The sequence below is a fragment of the Vibrio jasicida 090810c genome (assembly GCF_002887615.1).
GTDB lineage: Bacteria > Pseudomonadota > Gammaproteobacteria > Enterobacterales > Vibrionaceae > Vibrio > Vibrio jasicida.
Genome location: NZ_CP025792.1, coordinates 3,429,431 through 3,449,515 on the forward strand (window position 1 = coordinate 3,429,431; position 20,085 = coordinate 3,449,515).

Consider the following 20,085-nt stretch of genomic DNA (forward strand, 5'->3'; position numbering starts at 1 on the left):
ATTTAATAGTAATGAGCTATAAATCATAGATAGACGTAGATTTCATCTTTGAAGGTGTATATATATACAGCCAAAGTGCAGTAATTTTGAGGAAGGGTATGAGTAAAGTTTATGAACTGGTCTCTGATTATCAACCATCTGGTGATCAACCAACAGCCATCAAGCAGTTGCTAGAAGGGTTAGATTCCGGTCTTGCCCACCAAACACTCTTAGGTGTAACGGGGTCTGGTAAAACATTTACATTAGCGAATGTTATTGCAGAAGCGCAACGACCAGCGATTCTACTCGCCCCCAATAAAACACTTGCTGCTCAGTTGTATGGTGAAATGAAGTCTTTCTTCCCCAATAACGCGGTGGAGTATTTTGTTTCGTACTATGACTACTACCAACCGGAAGCGTATGTTCCGACCACGGATACCTTCATAGAGAAAGACGCGTCAGTTAACGCGCACATTGAACAAATGCGTTTGTCCGCTACAAAAGCACTACTAGAACGTAAAGATGCCATTATTGTCGCGTCGGTATCGGCTATCTATGGTTTGGGTGACCCTGAATCGTATCTACAAATGATGTTGCACCTGCGTCGCGGTGATGTGATTGATCAGCGCGATATGCTACGCCGCCTTGCAGAGTTGCAATACTCACGCAATGACGTCGCATTTGAACGCGGTCAGTTCCGTGTTCGTGGTGAGGTGATTGACATCTTCCCAGCCGAGTCAGATCAAGATGCTGTACGTGTAGAAATGTTTGATGATGAAGTGGATTGCATTAGCGTATTTGATCCATTGACTGGGGTCGTAAAGCAACGCGATTTACCTCGTTACACCATTTATCCTAAAACGCACTATGTTACGCCACGCGAGCGTATTTTAGATGCAATTGAAAGTATTAAAGTTGAGTTAGAAGTTCGTAAGAAACAACTACTAGACAATAACAAGTTGTTGGAAGAACAGCGTATCAGCCAACGTACTCAATTCGATATTGAGATGATGAACGAATTGGGTTTCTGTTCAGGTATCGAAAACTACTCTCGTTACTTGAGTGGTCGTGCCGAGGGTGAGCCGCCACCGACACTATTTGATTACTTGCCTCACGATGGTTTGTTGATCATCGACGAGTCGCACGTGACGGTTCCGCAAATCGGTGCCATGTATAAAGGCGACCGTTCGCGTAAAGAAACGCTGGTGGAATTTGGCTTCCGTTTACCTTCTGCTTTAGACAATCGTCCGATGAAATTTGAGGAATTTGAGTCGATCTCACCACAAACTATTTTCGTGTCGGCAACTCCAGGCAATTACGAATTAGAAAAATCTGCAGATGAAATTGCCGATCAAGTCGTGCGCCCAACGGGTCTGCTTGATCCTGAATTGGAAGTTCGCCCAGTGGCAACTCAGGTCGATGACTTGTTGTCTGAAATTCGAATTAGAGCGGCTAAAGATGAGCGTGTCTTGGTAACTACACTAACCAAACGTATGGCAGAAGACTTAACGGAATACCTGCATGAGCATGATGTTCGAGTGCGTTACCTTCACTCAGACATCGATACTGTCGAGCGAGTCGAGATCATTCGAGATCTGCGTTTGGGTGAGTTTGATGTGCTGGTTGGGATCAACTTGTTACGAGAAGGTCTTGATATGCCAGAGGTATCACTGGTGGCGATTCTTGATGCGGATAAAGAGGGCTTCTTACGTTCAGAGCGTTCTTTGATTCAGACCATTGGCCGTGCGGCACGAAATATCGAAGGTCGAGCGATTTTGTATGCAGACTCGATTACAAAATCGATGAAAAAAGCAATGGATGAAACGGATCGTCGTCGTGAGAAACAGAAAGCTTACAACGCAGAGATGGGTATTGAGCCTCAGCCTCTGAAACGCAATATCAAAGACATCATGGAATTGGGTGATATTACTAAATCTAAGCGCCAGCGTAATACCAAGCAGGTACCATTATCTAAGGTGGCAGAACCTTCGCAGTCTTACGACGTGATGTCACCACAGCAATTGGAAAAAGAGATCAGTCGTTTAGAAGCTGCGATGTATCAACATGCTCAAGATCTTGAGTTTGAATTGGCTGCACAAAAACGCGATGAGATAGAGAAACTACGAGCGCAGTTTATTGCCAATAGTTAACTCTTTAGACCTACCAAAACCCGAGTGCATTTGTATTTGGGTTTTATATTTCCCCCAAAAAAACAGACAAAAAAGAAGCCAATAGGCAGTCGGGTCTATTGGCTTGTTTTGTGAACATATCGTTCACTAACAACGTCAGTTGGCTAGGTGACCCGAGGGGTCATTAAACAAGCAGCATGGTTTGTGCCATATTTTAACCTGTTGATATTCGGTTTAATTTGTTTAGAATACCCACAATCTAACGAATGTTTATTTGCAAAATGCAAAGCGTAATGCGATTATTATTTAAAACACAACAAAAAATCGGCTAGGCTATGCAACAAATAACAGAAGGTCAAAAGTCACGTTACCTATTAATGGTCGAAGATACCGCTTCCGTTGCGGCATTGTACCGTTCTTACCTAACGCCACTCGGCATTGATATCAATATTGTTGGAACAGGCAGAGATGCAATCGAAAGCCTGAATCACCGTATTCCGGATCTTATTCTTCTCGATCTTCGTCTGCCAGATATGACGGGGATGGACGTATTGCACGCGGTGAAGAAAAGTCACCCTGATGTGCCAATTATTTTCATGACTGCTCACGGTTCTATCGATACCGCGGTAGAGGCGATGCGCCATGGCTCTCAAGATTTCTTAATCAAACCCTGTGAGGCTGATCGGCTGCGCGTAACGGTAAATAACGCGATTCGTAAGGCAACGAAATTAAAGAATGAAGCCGACAACCCAGGTAACCAAAACTACCAAGGCTTCATCGGCAGTAGCCAAACCATGCAGCAGGTTTACCGCACCATTGACTCGGCTGCGAGCAGTAAAGCCAGTATCTTCATTACTGGTGAAAGTGGTACTGGTAAAGAGGTGTGTGCCGAGGCGATTCACGCAGCAAGCAAACGTGGCGATAAGCCGTTTATTGCGATCAACTGTGCTGCTATCCCGAAAGACTTGATCGAAAGTGAGTTGTTTGGCCACGTTAAAGGTGCGTTTACCGGAGCAGCAAATGACCGTCAAGGTGCAGCTGAACTGGCTGACGGCGGGACGTTGTTCCTTGATGAACTATGTGAAATGGACTTGGATTTACAAACCAAGTTATTGCGTTTCATCCAGACGGGTACGTTCCAAAAAGTAGGCTCTTCTAAGATGAAGAGTGTGGATGTTCGCTTTGTGTGTGCGACTAACCGCGACCCGTGGAAAGAAGTACAAGAAGGCCGTTTTCGTGAAGACTTGTATTACCGCCTTTACGTGATTCCTTTACATTTGCCGCCACTACGCGAACGTGGTGAAGACGTGATCGAAATTGCGTATTCTTTGCTGGGTTATATGTCTCACGAGGAAGGCAAGAGTTTTATTCGTTTTGCACAAGATGTGATTGAACGTTTCAACAGTTACGAATGGCCGGGTAACGTTCGTCAGTTGCAAAACGTGTTGCGTAATATCGTGGTACTGAACAACGGCAAAGAAATTACTCTGGACATGCTACCACCACCACTGAATCAACCGGTGGTTCGTCAATCGATTTCAAAATTTATTGAACCTGAAATCATGACGGTGTCAGACATTATGCCGCTTTGGATGACTGAAAAAATGGCCATCGAGCAGGCGATTCAGGCGTGTGATGGCAATATTCCACGCGCTGCGGGTTACTTAGATGTCAGCCCTTCAACCATATATCGCAAGTTGCAAGCTTGGAATAATAGGGAAGAAAAACAAAACGTATGAGCATGGATGTATTGAATCAGCAAAAAATCGACGAATTGGCCGCGGAAATTGGCCTAGATAACGTTCCTATTTTGCTGGATATTTTCCTCGGAGAAATGGATGTCTATATCACCAACTTGTCGCAATACCAAGGCAGTGAGCAACTGATCTATCTAAAGGAAATCAGTCATGCTTTAAAAAGCAGTGCCGCCAGTTTTGGGGCTGATCGCTTGTGTGATTTGGCCGTAGCGATTGATAAGAAAGCTAAATCAGGTGAGTTAGTAGAAGGGGGGGGAGACATTACTTCGATGTTAAACTTGCTTCACATTACTCGTGATGCGTATCGTTTATGGACGCAGTAGCCCTGTATTAAACCTTATAAAAACAAAGCCCTTCACGTCGGTGAAGGGCTTTGTCATTTTATACGCTCAGGTGCCTCAATTGTAGGCCACTTCTTGTGTTATTTTGCAACCAATTGGTTTTCAATCGCTAACTTAAGTTTGTCACGATCATGACGCCAGTCGCGGTTGGTAGACGCCAATGACTCGGTGACCACATTCCAGTTATCCAGAACCTCTTGATCGGTTTCCTCTGCAAGTACGACATCAATCTGTCTGCCTTGGCATGCTCGCTCACACCATTCCAGCTTTTGTTTCATCGTCATGCGACCCGCTGGACCATATTCTGGACTAAGATTCGCCACAAAAATGACTTTTGCTTTTTGGTTCGCTGCGATTGCTTTCCCCAATTCAGGTAAGAGTAGCGGTGGCATGATACTCGTTAGGAAGCTACCAGGGCCGAGGATGATGGCGTCAGCTTCTGCAAGAGCGGTTACCGCCTCTTTTGTTGCTGGCACTTCTGGTGAAAGGTCTAATCGGCGAAGATCTTTATCCATTTCATCCACATTAGTTTCACCTGTTACCCATTGCCCATCTACAGACAAAGCAGTGAGGTCGGAAGGATGTTCAGACATAGGAAGAATGTTGACATCGACTTTCAACATATTGCGAATCAGATTGATCGCGTCTAAAGGGCGGACGGAGAGGTTATCCAATGCCGTGAGCATCAGGTTCCCCAAGTTGTGGCCATCTAATTCACCAGTCCCTTTAAAGCGGTACTCAAACATCATCGAGCTGATCGATGGCTCTGTGATCAACTGGTTGATACAGTTTCGTGTATCGCCCCAAGCTATTCCGCCTTGACAATGGCGGATACGGCCAGTTGATCCGCCGTTGTCAGTGGTTGCCACAATGCCCGTTGCATTGCTGCCAAAATCATTAAGTGCGGCCAGCATTCGACCTAAACCGTGACCACCGCCAACTGCGACCACTTTCTTATTGGTGTAGATATTCATTACGTTCTTCTAATAATCTTGTAAAAAGCGACTACAATTTATCTTAATGAGTGTCTTAACGGTACTCACTTAGCGGTAAATTGTGTTTCTAGAGAGTTTTTTATCACTCTGCTCTGGATTCCATTACAAATTTTAAGTATTTTACACGGCAAAGCTATCAGGGGGCTTTCCTCTGGTTGCCATAACTCCGAGCTCACTATGCTAAGTCTAAGGATAGGCGTTTTGAGCCAGTGACATACTGTCACAAGGGCATAATTGGAAATGATTATGCCTCCCGTGTTTGGAAAGGTGTTCCGTGGCGCAACAATTCGAAGACAAATTTCATCGTAAGTTCTATTACTTGCGTCTGTCTGTGACCGACGTTTGTAATTTTAAATGTACCTATTGCCTTCCTGACGGCTACAAGCCATCGGGCAATAAAAACTCGTCTTTTTTATCTCTACCAGAGATCAATCGTGTCGTAAGAGCGTTTGCAGATTGTGGTACCTCAAAGGTACGCATCACAGGTGGTGAGCCGAGTTTACGCAAAGACTTTACTGACATTATCCACTCTGTCGCAACCACGCCGGGTATCAAAAAAGTCGCAACAACGACAAACGGTTACCGCATGGCGAAGCACGTTGCTGACTGGCGTGAAGCTGGCTTGACCAACATCAACGTAAGCGTGGATAGTTTAGACCCTCGCATGTTCCATCAAATCACGGGTGAAAATAAGTTCACTGAAGTGATGAATGGTATCGAACGCGCGTTTGAAGTGGGTTACGAGCAAGTCAAAGTTAACGTGGTACTAATGAAAGACCTCAACCACAACGAACTGCCCGCATTCCTTAACTGGATTAAAGATCGTCCAATTCAACTGCGTTTTATCGAATTAATGCAGACTGGTGAAATGGATGATTTGTTTGCGAAACACCATGTTTCTGGTGTTGCTATTCGAAATCAATTAATTGCTAACGGTTGGTTACTCAAAGTTCGTTCTCATAATGATGGCCCTGCACAAGTGTTTGTTCATCCGGACTATAAGGGCGAAATCGGTCTTATCATGCCTTATGAAAAAGACTTCTGTGAGAGCTGTAACCGACTTCGCGTCTCTGCTAAAGGTAAACTGCACCTGTGTCTGTTCGGCGATCATGGCGTAGAGTTACGGGACCTATTAGAACGTGATGACCAAGAAAATGAATTGATTGAGCGTATTCAAGCCCAGCTGCAAACAAAATCGGTCAGTCACTTCTTGCATGACGGCAATACGGGTATGACGCCACATCTTGCGTCTATCGGCGGTTAAATTCAGATTTTACATTGGGAGCTGACGTGGCTTCCGATGACTTTTCCAGAATCGATACTTTGCGTATCAAAATCAAATTAAAGAATAGGTGAACAAATGGGTCACGCTGAAAGCAAATTTCAACCTGCAAATATTGCCGTTCTAACGGTATCTGACACGCGTACAGAAGAAAACGATACTTCAGGCGGCTATCTAGTTGAGCACGCAAAGGAAGCGGGTCATAACGTTGTTGATAAACAAATCGTTATCGATGATATGTACAAGATTCGTGCAATCGTTTCTCAATGGATTGCTGACGAAAACGTACAAGCAATTATGATCACTGGCGGTACAGGTTTTACTTCACGTGATAGTACTCCAGAAGCGCTTAAACCACTATTTGACAAAGAAGTGGAAGGCTTTGGTGAATTGTTCCGTCAGGTGTCTTACGAAGAGATTGGTACATCAACCATTCAATCTCGCGCCATTGCGGGCTTTGCTAACCACACTGTTATCTTTGCAATGCCTGGTTCTACAGGTGCATGCCGCACGGGTTGGACGAAGATCATCAAGCAGCAGTTAGACGCGAGTCACCGCCCTTGTAACTTCATGCCACACCTATCTGTATAACCTTTCCTAAAAGCGAAGGAACAACAATGACCCAATTTACACATATCAATGCGTCTGGCGAAGCTAACATGGTCGACGTGTCTGCAAAAGCGGAAACCGTTCGTGAAGCGCGCGCAGAAGCATTTGTACACATGGCGCCAGAAACATTGCAACTGATTGTTTCAGGCCAACACCACAAAGGTGATGTGTTTGCAACCGCGCGTATTGCTGGTATTCAAGCGGCAAAGAAAACATGGGACCTGATCCCACTTTGTCACCCTTTATTGCTTTCTAAAGTTGAAGTCCAGCTAGAAGCGATTGAAGCGGAGAATAAAGTACGTATCGAATCAGTATGTAAGCTGGCGGGTAAGACAGGCGTGGAAATGGAAGCGCTTACTGCCGCTTCTGTTGCTGCACTGACAATTTATGATATGTGTAAAGCGGTGCAAAAAGACATGGTTATCGAGCAAGTCCGCTTATTAGAGAAAACGGGTGGCAAATCTGGGCATTTCAAGGCGGAATCATGATTAGAGTACTTTTCTTTGCTCAAACACGAGAGTTAGTTGGTATCGATGGTCTTGAGCTCGAAGGCGCGTTTGATAACGTTGAAGCGATTCGTGCACATTTAGTGGATGCTGGTGTAAATAAAGAGGGTAAATGGGACCTTGCGCTTGAGCCGGGTAAACTGCTTGCCGCAGTAAACCAGTCTATTGTTCCGCTAGACGCTGAAGTGAAGTCAGGTGACGAAGTTGCCTTCTTCCCACCAGTAACAGGGGGCTAAAATGGATCCTCGCGTTTCAGTACAAGCTGAAGACTTCTCTGTTGATCAAGAATACCAGCGTCTATCAGAAGGGACAGCCTCTGGTGCTGTGGTCACTTTCATCGGTAAAGTTCGTGATATGAACTTAGGTGATAATGTCATTGGCCTTCATTTAGAACATTATCCTGGCATGACAGAGAAAAGCCTGATCGATATCTGTGACGAAGCCGAATCGCGTTGGCCGTTATTGGGCATCCGTGTAATTCATCGTGTTGGCGATCTCGACACTGGTGATCAAATCGTTTTTGTTGGTGTTTCTAGTGCCCATCGAGGTGCTGCCTTTGATGCTTGTGAGTTTGTTATGGACTATTTAAAGACCAAAGCACCTTTCTGGAAAAAAGAACGCACGATCAGTGAAAATCGCTGGATCGAGTCACGTGATACGGACCATCAAGCAGCGCAACGCTGGGAGAAGTAGAACTCTTATTTGTTCTACAGCTTAATCCTAAAAGGTCAGATGTATAGAGCAGCTGGCCTTTTTTCTTTTTTACTCTGCCAAGTTATCTCCAATCCAATTCTCCAGCGTGCGTAAAAGCCGTGTATTCCTCCATTTTTGCTCCCGGTGACCTTGTTCACAATAAAAAATATCAAACAAGATATATGCAATTATTAATTAGACTCAATGTGTCATAAATGTTAATTTTTGTTCATATATCTAGCATAAGATGCTATCAAAGAGTTTGATTTTAGAGTTATCGAAAGTTTAAGCTGCCAAATGGATGCTTGAATCCTTATTTCGCTAGGCAATACTTTTTGATTAGTATTTATTGCTAAATATGAGCACTAATTACAGAATTATTAGTTTTTTTGCTACATTTTTATGGCAAATTACTTTGAGGATTGCTAATGTGTGCCGCAGTCTTTGTAAGGTTTTAGACGTTTATGCTCAAAAAGTGCACTAAAAAGTTCTAAAATGCTGACCGTTCCAGTCCCTTGCAAAGAAGTCATGGATGCTAATGAAAAACTTGGAGTTTTACGCATGTATAAGAACAAAATCACTAAAGCCCTTCTTCTAGGTGCTGGTTTGGCAGTGGCTGCCACTTCAACTACCGCTTTCTCTGCTGATGTTCCAGCAGGCACTAAACTTGCTGACAAACAAGAACTCGTTCGTGGTAACGGTACTGAAGTTGCGACAATTGACCCGCATAAATCTCAAGGTGTTCCTGAATCTCATGTGATTCGTGATCTTCTTGAAGGCTTAGTGAATCAAAATGCAGATGGCGATACTATCCCAGGTGTTGCAGAAAGTTGGGAAACGACAGACAACAAAACGTTTACTTTCCACTTACGCAAAGATGCAAAATGGTCTAACGGCGACCCTGTAACAGCGCAAGATTTCGTATACAGCTGGCAGCGTGCTGTCGATCCAGCAACGGCTTCGCCTTACTCTTGGTACATGGAATACACCAAGATGAAAAATGCGAAAGACATCGTTGCAGGAAAAAAAGACAAGAGCGAGCTGGGTGTTAAAGCGACTGATGATCACACGCTTGTCGTTGAGCTAGACACTGCGGTTCCTTACTTCGTAATGATGGCTGGCCACACAACAATGAAGCCAGTGCACAAAGCAACAGTCGAAAAGTTTGGCGACCAATGGACAAAACCTGAAAACTTCGTAGGTAACGGTGCATACGTCGTAAACAAGTGGGTAGTGAACGAGCGTCTTGAACTTGTACGTAACGAACAGTACTGGGATAACGATAAGACCGTTATCAACAAAGTTACGTACCTTCCAATCGAGAACGGCGTTGCTGAAATGAACCGTTTCCTATCTGGTGAAATCGACTTCACATCTAAACTGCCAACTGAGCACTTTAAGCGTTTGAAGAAAGAATACCCAGAGTCAGTATCGGTTGAAGGTAGCCTATGTACTTATTACTACTCATTCAATACGAAGAAAGAACCATTTAACGATGTTCGTGTACGTAAGGCGATCTCTTACGCGATTGACCGTAACATCGTAGCAAACGCAATTCTTGGCCAAGGCCAGAAACCTGCTTACTTCCTAACGCCTGAAATTACAGCGCACTTCAACCCTGAGCTACCAGCTTACGGTAAGATGACGCAAAAAGAGCGTAACGAAGAAGCGGCACGTCTACTTGCAGAAGCGGGCTACGGCAAAGACAACCCTCTTAAATTCTCTCTTCTATACAACACAGATGAGAACCACAAGAAACTGGCGGTAGCGCTAGGTTCAATGTGGAAGAAAACTCTGGGTCTAGACGTAACGCTAGAAAACCAAGAGTGGAAAACTTACCTATCTACGAAAGACCAAGGTGATTTCGAAGTAGCACGCGCAGGTTGGTGTGGTGACTACAACGAAGCATCTTCATTCCTAACCCTTATGGTTAGCTCGAACACTACGGGTGGTCAGCACTGGGGTAATAAAGAGTACGATGCTCTGATCGACAAAGCGATTAAATCGACTTCAGAAGAAGAGCGTACCAAAATTTACCTAGAAGCTGAGCAGCTAATGGCGAAAGATATGCCTATCGCGCCTATCTACCAGTACGTTCGTTCTCGTCTACTAAATCCGCATGTTGGTGGTTTCCCAGCAAATAACGCGGAAGAAAAGATCTACTCAAAAGATCTTTACATCAAAGCAGACTAATAAAGTCGCTTCAAGACTATAAGAAAAAGGCCCACACGTCCTAATCACTGGACGTGCGGTGCCTATCATCAAATTTTTAACTGTCACAGACTGAAAGAGTGAGTTTATGCTTAAATTCATCGCAAAAAGGATATTTGAGGCGATCCCAACTATGTTGGTTTTGATCACCGTATCTTTCTTTCTCATGCGTTTCGCACCGGGTAACCCATTCTCGAGCGAGCGTCCATTACCGCCAGAAGTTATGGCGAACATCGAAGCTAAATACGGCCTAGATAAGCCAGTATTTGAGCAATATACGACTTATCTGACCAACGTTCTCCAAGGTGACTTTGGTCCTTCATTTAAATACTTAGACTACACAGTAAACGAACTGATCTCGGTTGCTCTTCCTGTGTCAGCAAAGGTAGGTTTCATTGCCTTTATCTTTACTGTCATTCTTGGGGTAAGCATAGGGACGATCGCAGCCCTCAAACAAAATACTTGGGTGGATTATGTGATCATGTCGACCGCCATGCTCGGGGTGGTTATGCCCTCATTTGTATTGGCGCCCGCTTTAATCTATCTGTTCTCGTTGCACTGGAACTTATTCCCTGCCGGCGGTTGGAATGATGGCGGATGGCAATACCTCGTACTCCCAGTTATCGGTATGTCACTACTCTATGTCGCGACGTTTGCTCGTATCACCCGTGGCTCGATGATAGAAACGTTGAACAGTAACTTTATTCGTACAGCACGTGCGAAAGGTCTAAGCTACCGTTACATCGTTATCAAACACGCGCTAAAACCAGCACTACTTCCTGTTGTGTCATATATGGGGCCTGCCTTCGTAGGTATCATCACAGGTTCGGTTGTTATCGAGACCATCTTTGGTCTACCTGGTATCGGCAAGTTATTCGTCAATGCTGCTTTCAACCGTGACTACTCGCTAGTAATGGGGGTAACCATCCTGATTGGTTTCCTATTCATTCTATTCAACGCCATCGTTGATATTCTACTAGCAATGATTGACCCGAAAATTCGCTACTAACAGGGAAGTATGGTTATGTTAACGAAAAAAGAGAATCTTGAAGCGGTCGAGAAATTTGCAGAGAACCTGGAAGTTGAAGGCCGTAGTTTGTGGCAAGACGCCCGTATCCGCTTTATGCGTAACAAAGCGGCAATGGTGAGCTTGTTCATTCTTACATTGATGACACTGGCGGTAATCTTTTTACCAATGATTGCCCCATACACATTTGATGACACTGACTGGTATGCGATGCACGTCGGTCCAAGTGCTGAACACTGGTTTGGCACGGACAGCTTAGGCCGTGACCTTTATGTGCGTACGCTGATTGGCGGTCGTATCTCTCTAATGGTTGGTGTTCTAGGTGCATTGGTTGCGGTTGTGATTGGTACGCTTTACGGTGCGGCTTCTGGTTTCATCGGAGGTAAAGTTGACCGTATCATGATGCGTATTCTTGAAATCCTATACGCGGTTCCGTTCATGTTCCTAGTTATCGTACTGGTAACATTCTTCGGTCGTAATATTGTTCTTATCTTCGTCGCTATCGGTGCTATTGCGTGGCTAGATATGGCTCGTATCGTACGCGGTCAAACGCTAAGTCTACGTAGTAAAGAGTTTATTGAAGCGGCACACGTTTGTGGTGTGAGTAATTGGAAAATCATCACTCGCCATATCGTTCCAAACGTACTGGGTATTGTCGCGGTTTACTCGACACTGCTTATCCCAAGCATGATTCTGACAGAATCATTCCTTTCATTCCTTGGTCTTGGTGTTCAAGAACCGATGACAAGTTGGGGCGCACTTCTACAAGAAGGTTCGCAAACAATGGAAGTAGCAATCTGGCAGCTGGCGTTCCCAGCAGCGTTCATGGTTGTGACTCTATTCTGCTTCAACTACGTCGGTGATGGCCTGCGCGATGCGCTGGATCCAAAAGACAGATAATTAAAAATAGAAAGAATAAAGGAAGCAATGATGAGTTTATTAGATGTCAAAGATCTGCGCGTAGAATTTACCACTCAAGATGGTATCGTGACCGCAGTAAACGATTTGAACTTCTCTCTAAACCAAGGTGAAACCCTAGGTATCGTAGGTGAGTCGGGTTCAGGTAAATCACAAACCGTATTCGCTATCATGGGTTTGCTAGCGAAGAACGGTATCATTTCTGGTAGCGCGAAGTTTGAAGGAAACGAGATCCTTAATCTGCCAGAAAAAGCACTGAACAAGGTTCGTGCAGAGCAGATCGCGATGATCTTCCAAGACCCAATGACGTCTCTTAACCCATACATGAAAGTTAGTGATCAGCTGATGGAAGTTCTGATGCTACACAAAGGTATGGGCAAGGCAGAAGCGTTCGAAGAGTCTGTTCGTATGCTTGAAGCGGTAAAAATTCCAGAAGCTCGCAAGCGTATCACTATGTACCCACACGAGTTTTCAGGCGGTATGCGTCAGCGTGTAATGATCGCCATGGCGCTGCTGTGTCGTCCAAAACTGCTTATTGCGGATGAACCAACCACGGCATTGGACGTAACGGTTCAAGCGCAGATCATGGATCTGTTGAACGAGCTTAAATCCGAGTTCAATACCGCAATCATCATGATCACACACGATCTTGGTGTTGTAGCGGGCTCTTGTGACAAAGTACTCGTAATGTACGCTGGTCGAACTATGGAGTACGGCACAGTAAACGAAATCTTCTACAACCCAAGCCACCCGTATGCGGAAGGTCTGTTAAAAGCGATTCCTCGTCTAGATACAGAAGGCGAGATCCTGCCAACAATTCCAGGTAACCCGCCAAACTTACTGCGTCTGCCACCTGGTTGCCCTTACCAAGAGCGTTGCCACCGCGTGATGGATCGTTGTAAACGCGAAGCACCAATCTTGACACCATTTGGTGATGGTCGTCAGCGTGCATGTTTTTCTGAATGGGAGGCTTGGAGCAAATGAGTACAGATAAAAAACTAATTTTGGATGTGTCTGATCTGAAAGTTCACTTCAGCATTGCATCGAAATCAGCGTGGCCTTGGTCAAAGCCTTCGAGCCTAAAAGCCGTAGACGGCGTAAATGTTCGTCTGTACGAAGGCGAGACTCTTGGTGTAGTAGGTGAGTCTGGTTGTGGTAAGTCTACGTTTGCTCGCGCGATCATTGGTCTTGTTGAAGCTACCGACGGTGAAGTGGTTTGGTTGGGTCAAGACCTGACGAAAATGAAAGACGTTCAACGCCGCGAAACGCGTAAAGAAATCCAAATGATTTTCCAAGATCCTTTGGCTTCTTTGAACCCGCGTATGACAGTGGGCGACATCATCGCTGAGCCGCTAGAGACATTCTACCCAGAACTGACTAAGCAAGAAGTGAAGGACCGCGTTAAAGAGATGATGGCGAAGGTAGGTCTATTACCTAACGTGATCAACCGTTACCCACACGAATTCTCAGGCGGTCAGTGTCAGCGTATCGGTATTGCTCGTGCTCTTATCCTAAAGCCTAAGATGATCATTTGTGACGAGCCAGTATCGGCACTTGATGTATCGATTCAGGCTCAGGTAGTTAACCTACTGAAAGAGCTACAAAAAGAGCTTGGTCTTTCTTTGGTATTTATCGCGCACGATTTGTCTGTTGTAAAGCACATCTCTGATCGTGTACTGGTTATGTATCTTGGTAATGCGGTTGAGCTCGGTGAATCAGACGCTTTATTTGCCGATCCAAAGCACCCATACACTCGCGCCTTGATGTCAGCGGTTCCAATTCCTGATCCGGAGTTAGAGCGCAACAAAAAGATTCAAATGCTAGAAGGGGACTTACCGTCACCTATTAGCCCACCATCGGGTTGTGTTTTCCGCACTCGTTGCCCACAAGCGACGGATGAGTGCTCGAAGACTAAACCAAATATCCAAGGCTCTGATGTTCACGCAGTTTCCTGTTTGAACGTAGCGATATAATCTAATTCAGCCTGTGACGGGCTTAAGCGCGGCTCCTTTTATAGGGTCGCGCTTTTTTTATGCCTACGATTTTTGTTGGTTTAAGTTCATTCGAAATTCTTGAACAAGATGTACTAAGTGAACGGATTCTAAGCTCAGTATGAATCGCTAATATAGTAGAAGACAAGATATGAGGAGAGCAGTTATGGGTAAGTTAGTTGAAGGCGTTTGGCAAGACGTATGGTATGACACTAAATCAAGCAGTGGTAAGTTCGTTCGTGAAGATGCGGGTTTTCGCCAGTGGGTAAAGAATAAACCGGATGCAACATTCCAACCTGAGTCAGGCCGTTACCACCTTTATGTTTCGCTTGCTTGTCCGTGGGCACATCGCACACTGATCTTCCGCAAACTCAAAGGTTTGGAAAAACACATAGACGTCACGGTCGTTTGCCCAGATATGCTAAGTGAAGGCTGGCAGATGGGGCTGCCAGAGCCACTGTTTGGCCATACTCGAATGCACCAAATCTACACTCAAGCCAAGTCTGATTACACAGGTCGCGTTACTGTTCCGGTTTTATGGGATAAAAAGACCAACACCATCGTGTCGAATGAATCGTCTGAAATCATCCGAATGTTTAACACCGAGTTTAACGATTTAACGGGGAACAAAGATGACTACTACCCAGAGCAACTTCAAAGTGTTATCGACCAGTGGAACGACTATATTTATCCTAACGTGAATAACGGTGTTTACCGTTGTGGGTTTGCGACAACGCAAGAGGCGTACGAAGAGGCGTTTGATTCATTGTTCGCAGCACTGGATAAAATCGATGCTCATCTTGCGACGCATCGCTACCTAGCGGGCAACAAAATCACCGAAGCCGACTGGCGCTTGTTTACGACTCTTGTTCGCTTTGACGCAGTATACGTAGGCCATTTCAAATGTAATAAACAACGCATTGCCGACTACGCAAACATTCAAGGCTATTTGAAAGAGCTATACCAAGTAGAAGGCGTGGCAGAAACTACTGACTTCTACCACATTAAGCGTCACTACTATTTCAGTCATACGGGTATCAACCCTACGCAAGTGGTACCAAAAGGCCCGGCGATAGATTTGGATTCGCTCCATGGTCGGGACCTAATTTAAAATTTAAGCTCTCCGAGAAACGCGCCATTTGAATTTGGCGCGTTTTCTTTTTCTCAATATCTTTCCACCGTCACACCTTATTCCTTATGAACACATAAACTGATGATATAACGACCGATCTTGGACTGAGGTGGGGTATGGACGTCAATGAGTTTGTCAGTGGTGAGCATCTAATTTGGAATCTGTTTATTGCCCTGTTATTAGGCGCAATTGTTGGAACCCAACGCGGTTGGGTAATGCGTAACAGTGTTGAAGGCAGTCGAGTTGCGGGGATTCGCACTTTCTCTTTGGTGGGGCTACTTGGCGGCCTGATCGGTATTCTTGCTAAGATCTACACGCCTTTGTTACTTGGCTTTGCTCTTATTGCTTTGGTTATTCTTGCTTGTATTGCATTTGTGATTCAGCAAAAAAAGAGTGAGGACATCAGCATTACAGGTGTGGTCAGTTTAGTGATTACGTTTGTACTCGGTAGTTTGGCTGTTTCTGGTGAGGCCGTTCTTGCAGCAGCGGCGGCAGTTATCACTGCAGTTGTGCTGGACAATAAGAAAGAGCTTCATCAAGCGTTGCAGCGTTTACAAGAATATGAGTTGGATGCGGCTTTGCGTCTTCTGCTTATTTCCATCGTTTTATTGCCTCTTCTACCTAACCAAGCGTACGGTCCTTGGAAGGCACTGAATCCTTATGAGATTTGGTGGATGGTGGTGCTGATTGCCAGTATTTCGTTTGTCGGCTATTTCGCGATTAAGATCGGTGGAGCGAAGCGGGGCATTTTGTTTACGTCTGTCTTTGCTGGGCTAAGTTCTTCTACCGCACTTACGTTGCAGTTCTCTCATCTTTCACGTGAGCAGGAAGGTATCAGCCCTCTGCTTGCAAGCGGAATCTTATTGAGTTGCGGCACTATGTTTCCTCGCTTGTTGATTGTCCTATCTGTTCTCAATCCTCAATTAGTTAGTTTGTTATGGCCGATAGTCTTGGTCATGATGATTGCACTTTATTTGCCGGCTTGGTGGATATGGCGTCGAAGTGAAGTCGAGAAAATAGAGCAATCGAACAAACAGACTAACCCGTTGGCGCTTCAATCGGCACTGTTCTTTGGTGTTGTATTAGCGATCATTATGTTGTTATCTCATGCGCTTTCAGATTGGTTTGGTAGTGCGGGTATCTTAGTTCTATCTGCGGTGTCAGGGATTACGGATGTTGATGCTATTTCACTGACTTTAGGGCGTCAAAGTACTCAGTCATTGGCGATAGAGGTTGCTGTGCTCGGGATATTTATCGCGGCGTCAGTGAATACCATTGTTAAGATGGGGATGGTACTCATGATAGGTGCTCGTCAACTGTGGGCTAAGGTTGTTCCACCTATGTTGAGTGCGGTTTGTTTGGGTGGGCTTGTCTATTTGGCGCTCTAGAACAAATAACCGTCTGATGCAAAAACAATTTATTAGGTCGCGAGCTAGGTTCCAATCTGTACTTATCAATCAAGTAAAACTCATTCCTTTTTCTATACTGATTCACCAAGTGCTGGGCTTTCGTTCCAAGCGCTAGGAATCTGAACAAGGAAGAAACGATATGATTACTGTATTTCCAGGAGTGGTCGAAGGGACGGGCTTTAAATGGAAAACCGTGGAACAACCTATCACTAAATACAACGACGCTGTGGCCTATTTACGTCAATCTAGTGCGGCGGCAGCACTATTAGATTTTCTTTCGGGAGGCGAAGAGGTCACGTTACTTTGTACAACTGATACTACCAGCAGCTTTTTTCCTGCAGAAATCGTAAAACAAGCAGGCTGCAATGTTCGCGGCAGTTTGGTGACTTGGAATCCTTTTGATAGCTTGAATGTAAACGACATTAAGCGCAATAAACCCGTTGGACGCAGTCGTGTGCCAAATAACAATGTATCTAGAGGGACGCAGTCACCAGCGGTTGGGCTTATTCATGAGTTTGGCCACGCGCGTCAATACATGTTGAAACGAGATTGGTTCATGACGCACTATCGCGCTGCCTCAAGTGGTAGCGATAGCGATCGACTCATCATAGAAAATGATAACTTGCTTACCGTAGAGTCCGTTGTTGCTCGCCAGCTCAATGAAGGTGTGCGTTGGAAGTATAGGGACATCGGATCGAGTAATACGAATTTGAACGTTCAGTATCAATTGAATCGTCCAATGGACCCGATTCTTGTATAGCAACATGAAATAAAAAACCTCGCCGTGGCGAGGTTTTTTCATTCAGAAAGATGCGGTTAATTAGTTAACTGCTTTTTCTTTTGCTTGGTCAGCTTGATCTGCCTGAATCGCAGTTAGAGCAACTGTGTATACGATATCGTCTACTAGTGCACCGCGAGATAGATCGTTTACAGGCTTACGCATACCTTGCAGCATTGGACCGATAGAAACTAGGTCTGCTGAACGTTGTACCGCTTTGTAAGTCGTGTTACCAGTGTTTAGGTCTGGGAATACGAATACTGTCGCTTTACCTGCAACTGGAGAGTTTGGTGCTTTAGAAGCAGCAACGTTTTCCATGATAGCTGCGTCGTACTGTAGAGGACCGTCGATTACTAGATCTGGACGTTTCTCTTGAGCAAGTTTTGTTGCTTCACGAACTTTATCTACGTCTGCACCCTTACCAGATTCACCAGTAGAGTAAGAGATCATAGCAACGCGAGGGTCGATACCGAATGCCGCTGCAGAATCAGCAGATTGGATAGCGATTTCAGCAAGCTGTTCCGCTGTTGGATCTGGGTTGATCGCACAGTCACCGTAAACCAGTACTTGGTCAGGTAGCAGCATAAAGAATACAGAAGATACGATAGACGCATCAGGTGCAGTCTTGATGATTTGGAACGGAGGTACGATAGTGTTCGCTGTGGTGTGAACCGCACCAGAAACTAGACCGTCAACTTCGTCGTTCTCAAGCATCATAGTGCCTAGGAATACTGAATCTTGTAGCTTCTCACGAGCAACAACTTCAGTCATGCCTTTCGCGCCACGTAGCTCAACTAGACGAGCAACGTAGTTTTCACGAACTTCATCAGAGTTGATGATCGTTACGCCAGCACCTAGTGTTACACCTTGCTGCTCAGCAACGCGACGGATTTCGTCTGGGTTACCTAGAAGCACACATTCTGCAATGCCGCGCTCAGCACAGATCGCTGCAGCTTTAACTGTACGTGGCTCGTCACCTTCAGGAAGAACGATACGCTTGCCTGCTTTACGAGCGAATTCAGTTAGCTGGTAACGGAATGCTGGTGGGCTTAGACGACGAGACTTCTGAGTGCCCTCAGTCATAGACTCGATCCAGTTACCGTCGATGTGACCCGCAACGTGTTCGTTGATGAACTCGATACGCTCTTTATCGTCAGCAGGAACTTCGATGCTGAAGCTCTGTAGGTTTAGAGAAGTCTGCCAAGTGTTACCTTGTGCTTTGAAGATCGGCAGACCTGTTTCGAATGCTGGCTTACATAGACCAGAAATCTCTTCAGGGATGTCGTAACCGCCAGTCAATAGAATAGCACCGATATCAACGCCGTTCATTGCCGCAAGCGCTGCTGCAACGATAACGTCTGGACGATCTGCTGAAGTAACAAGTAGAGAACCTGGTTTGAAGTGCTCAATCATGTTTGGCAGAGAACGTGCACAGAAAGTGATGCTCTTAATACGACGAGTCGCAATGTCACCTTCGTTGATGATGTCAGCATTTAGGTGCTGAGCCATATCAATAGCACGAGTAGCGATCAGATCGATGCTCCATGGCACACAACCTAGTACACGAATTGGAGAAGTGTTGAAGATTTCCATCACTTTCATTTCGTTTTGCTTCGCGCTGTCTGCATCGTCAAAGATTTCAGATAGGTCAGGGCGAGTACGGCCAGCTTCGTCAACAGGTGCGTTTAGCTTGTTGATGATAACGCCAGAGATGTTCTTGTTCTTAGTACCACCGAAGTTAGAACATGCTACTTCGATGCGCTCTTTAAGTTGAGCTGGGTTATCGGTACCTGGAGTTGCAACAAGAACGATTTCCGCACCTAGAGTTGCTGCGATTTCCGCGTTCACTTGGTTAGCGAATGGGTGCTTACGAGTTGGTACTAGACCTTCGATAAGCGTCACGTCTGCGTCTTTGTTGATTTGGTTGTAACGTTCAACAACCGTTTCTAGCAGCTCGTCCATGTTGTCGTTACCGATTAGGCTTTCTGCAACAGACATCGCTAGAGGTTGACCGATCTTCATATCGCTGTTGTAACCAACGATTGTTGAAGTTAGATCAGGTTGATCGCCGCCAGAACGTGGCTGTGAAATTGGTTTGTAGAAAGAAACCTTAACGCCTTTGCGCTCCATAGCGCGAAGAACACCCATGCTTACGCTAGTTAGACCAACACCAGCACTTGCAGGGATAAGCATAATAGTACGAGACATTCGTAGAGTACCTTTAGCTATTGGGGGATAAAAGCTCAACTCTTATTCCATGAGGTTCAGAGAATAGGAGTTGAGCCCCTAAGAAATTCGTTTGGAAGAAAAACTGGCTAGCCGAGGGCT

At 45.2% G+C, this 20,085-nt stretch carries 18 protein-coding genes and 1 riboswitch; of the genes, 16 read left to right on the plus strand and 2 right to left on the minus strand.

The window, feature by feature from the left end:
* Positions 1-98: 98 nt before the first annotated feature.
* The 3 genes from uvrB (at position 99) to luxU (ending at position 4,188) form a co-directional block, all read left to right on the plus strand.
* Complete coding sequence (gene uvrB, locus C1S73_RS16405) at positions 99-2,129, plus strand: excinuclease ABC subunit UvrB (protein ID WP_038869344.1); 2,031 nt, start codon at positions 99-101, stop codon at positions 2,127-2,129.
* A gap of 314 nt (positions 2,130-2,443) precedes the next feature.
* Positions 2,444-3,847 (plus strand): quorum-sensing sigma-54 dependent transcriptional regulator LuxO, encoded by a 1,404-nt coding sequence (gene luxO, locus C1S73_RS16410; RefSeq protein WP_038869346.1) that lies wholly within the window; start codon positions 2,444-2,446, stop codon positions 3,845-3,847.
* Positions 3,844-4,188: a quorum-sensing phosphorelay protein LuxU gene (luxU, locus tag C1S73_RS16415; RefSeq protein WP_080869631.1), complete on the plus strand. Its 345-nt coding sequence runs from the start codon at positions 3,844-3,846 to the stop codon at positions 4,186-4,188. The genes luxO and luxU overlap by 4 nt, the downstream gene beginning before the upstream one ends.
* 98 nt (positions 4,189-4,286) lie before the next feature.
* On the opposite strand, the gene C1S73_RS16420 is transcribed toward luxU, so the two are convergent.
* Complete coding sequence (locus C1S73_RS16420; RefSeq protein ID WP_038869348.1) at positions 4,287-5,180, minus strand: YvcK family protein; 894 nt, start codon at positions 5,178-5,180, stop codon at positions 4,287-4,289.
* A 173-nt stretch (positions 5,181-5,353) separates the two neighbouring features.
* A riboswitch (molybdenum cofactor riboswitch) is annotated at positions 5,354-5,487 on the plus strand.
* Here C1S73_RS16420 and moaA point away from each other — a divergent pair.
* From moaA to C1S73_RS16485, 13 genes are all read left to right on the plus strand, one after another.
* Entirely contained in the window at positions 5,476-6,465 is a 990-nt protein-coding gene (gene moaA, locus C1S73_RS16425) for a GTP 3',8-cyclase MoaA (RefSeq protein ID WP_038869349.1), read from the plus strand. (Overlaps the previous riboswitch by 12 nt.)
* A gap of 96 nt (positions 6,466-6,561) precedes the next feature.
* Positions 6,562-7,074, plus strand: coding sequence for a molybdenum cofactor biosynthesis protein B (gene moaB, locus C1S73_RS16430; protein ID WP_038869350.1), 513 nt, complete (start codon positions 6,562-6,564; stop codon positions 7,072-7,074).
* A gap of 26 nt (positions 7,075-7,100) precedes the next feature.
* The gene (gene moaC / locus C1S73_RS16435; protein ID WP_038869352.1) at positions 7,101-7,580 is read left to right on the plus strand and encodes a cyclic pyranopterin monophosphate synthase MoaC; all 480 of its coding nucleotides are present in this window, start codon (positions 7,101-7,103) and stop codon (positions 7,578-7,580) included.
* Positions 7,577-7,834, plus strand: a complete 258-nt coding sequence (moaD, locus tag C1S73_RS16440; protein WP_038869356.1) for a molybdopterin synthase sulfur carrier subunit — start codon at positions 7,577-7,579, stop codon at positions 7,832-7,834. The genes moaC and moaD overlap by 4 nt, the downstream gene beginning before the upstream one ends.
* Position 7,835: 1 nt before the next feature.
* On the plus strand, positions 7,836-8,291 hold the full coding sequence (gene moaE, locus C1S73_RS16445; RefSeq protein WP_038869358.1) for a molybdopterin synthase catalytic subunit MoaE: 456 nt from the start codon (positions 7,836-7,838) through the stop codon (positions 8,289-8,291).
* Positions 8,292-8,852: 561 nt separating this feature from the next.
* Entirely contained in the window at positions 8,853-10,484 is a 1,632-nt protein-coding gene (locus C1S73_RS16450; RefSeq protein ID WP_038869516.1) for an ABC transporter substrate-binding protein, read from the plus strand.
* Between the two features lie 106 nt (positions 10,485-10,590).
* Positions 10,591-11,511, plus strand: a complete 921-nt coding sequence (gene oppB, locus C1S73_RS16455; protein ID WP_038869362.1) for an oligopeptide ABC transporter permease OppB — start codon at positions 10,591-10,593, stop codon at positions 11,509-11,511.
* A gap of 15 nt (positions 11,512-11,526) precedes the next feature.
* Positions 11,527-12,429: an oligopeptide ABC transporter permease OppC gene (gene oppC, locus C1S73_RS16460; protein WP_038869373.1), complete on the plus strand. Its 903-nt coding sequence runs from the start codon at positions 11,527-11,529 to the stop codon at positions 12,427-12,429.
* Positions 12,430-12,459: 30 nt separating this feature from the next.
* A complete protein-coding gene (gene oppD, locus C1S73_RS16465) occupies positions 12,460-13,431 on the plus strand; it encodes an ABC transporter ATP-binding protein (RefSeq protein WP_038869383.1) in 972 nt (323 codons plus the stop codon).
* Positions 13,428-14,420 (plus strand): murein tripeptide/oligopeptide ABC transporter ATP binding protein OppF, encoded by a 993-nt coding sequence (oppF, locus tag C1S73_RS16470; protein WP_038869392.1) that lies wholly within the window; start codon positions 13,428-13,430, stop codon positions 14,418-14,420. Before oppD ends, oppF begins: the two co-directional genes overlap by 4 nt.
* A gap of 184 nt (positions 14,421-14,604) precedes the next feature.
* Positions 14,605-15,549 (plus strand): glutathione S-transferase family protein, encoded by a 945-nt coding sequence (locus C1S73_RS16475; protein WP_038869397.1) that lies wholly within the window; start codon positions 14,605-14,607, stop codon positions 15,547-15,549.
* A gap of 137 nt (positions 15,550-15,686) precedes the next feature.
* A complete protein-coding gene (locus C1S73_RS16480; protein ID WP_038869400.1) occupies positions 15,687-16,958 on the plus strand; it encodes an MgtC/SapB family protein in 1,272 nt (423 codons plus the stop codon).
* A gap of 160 nt (positions 16,959-17,118) precedes the next feature.
* Positions 17,119-17,739, plus strand: a complete 621-nt coding sequence (locus tag C1S73_RS16485) for a hypothetical protein (RefSeq protein ID WP_005439641.1) — start codon at positions 17,119-17,121, stop codon at positions 17,737-17,739.
* 60 nt (positions 17,740-17,799) lie between these two features.
* Here C1S73_RS16485 and pta read toward each other — a convergent pair whose 3' ends face one another.
* Positions 17,800-19,965 (minus strand): phosphate acetyltransferase, encoded by a 2,166-nt coding sequence (gene pta, locus C1S73_RS16490; protein ID WP_038869401.1) that lies wholly within the window; start codon positions 19,963-19,965, stop codon positions 17,800-17,802.
* Positions 19,966-20,085 lie beyond the last annotated feature (120 nt).

Coding starts and splice junctions, on each gene's coding strand:
- oppF (WP_038869392.1), top strand. CDS start 13,428: ATGAGTACAGATAAAAAACTAATTTTGGATGTGTCTGATCTGAAAGTT.
- C1S73_RS16420 (WP_038869348.1), bottom strand. CDS start 5,180: ATGAATATCTACACCAATAAGAAAGTGGTCGCAGTTGGCGGTGGTCAC.
- oppD (WP_038869383.1), top strand. CDS start 12,460: ATGAGTTTATTAGATGTCAAAGATCTGCGCGTAGAATTTACCACTCAA.
- moaC (WP_038869352.1), top strand. CDS start 7,101: ATGACCCAATTTACACATATCAATGCGTCTGGCGAAGCTAACATGGTC.
- moaB (WP_038869350.1), top strand. CDS start 6,562: ATGGGTCACGCTGAAAGCAAATTTCAACCTGCAAATATTGCCGTTCTA.
- pta (WP_038869401.1), bottom strand. CDS start 19,965: ATGTCTCGTACTATTATGCTTATCCCTGCAAGTGCTGGTGTTGGTCTA.
- moaE (WP_038869358.1), top strand. CDS start 7,836: ATGGATCCTCGCGTTTCAGTACAAGCTGAAGACTTCTCTGTTGATCAA.
- C1S73_RS16450 (WP_038869516.1), top strand. CDS start 8,853: ATGTATAAGAACAAAATCACTAAAGCCCTTCTTCTAGGTGCTGGTTTG.
- C1S73_RS16485 (WP_005439641.1), top strand. CDS start 17,119: ATGATTACTGTATTTCCAGGAGTGGTCGAAGGGACGGGCTTTAAATGG.
- luxO (WP_038869346.1), top strand. CDS start 2,444: ATGCAACAAATAACAGAAGGTCAAAAGTCACGTTACCTATTAATGGTC.
- C1S73_RS16475 (WP_038869397.1), top strand. CDS start 14,605: ATGGGTAAGTTAGTTGAAGGCGTTTGGCAAGACGTATGGTATGACACT.
- uvrB (WP_038869344.1), top strand. CDS start 99: ATGAGTAAAGTTTATGAACTGGTCTCTGATTATCAACCATCTGGTGAT.
- oppC (WP_038869373.1), top strand. CDS start 11,527: ATGTTAACGAAAAAAGAGAATCTTGAAGCGGTCGAGAAATTTGCAGAG.
- moaD (WP_038869356.1), top strand. CDS start 7,577: ATGATTAGAGTACTTTTCTTTGCTCAAACACGAGAGTTAGTTGGTATC.
- C1S73_RS16480 (WP_038869400.1), top strand. CDS start 15,687: ATGGACGTCAATGAGTTTGTCAGTGGTGAGCATCTAATTTGGAATCTG.
- luxU (WP_080869631.1), top strand. CDS start 3,844: ATGAGCATGGATGTATTGAATCAGCAAAAAATCGACGAATTGGCCGCG.
- oppB (WP_038869362.1), top strand. CDS start 10,591: ATGCTTAAATTCATCGCAAAAAGGATATTTGAGGCGATCCCAACTATG.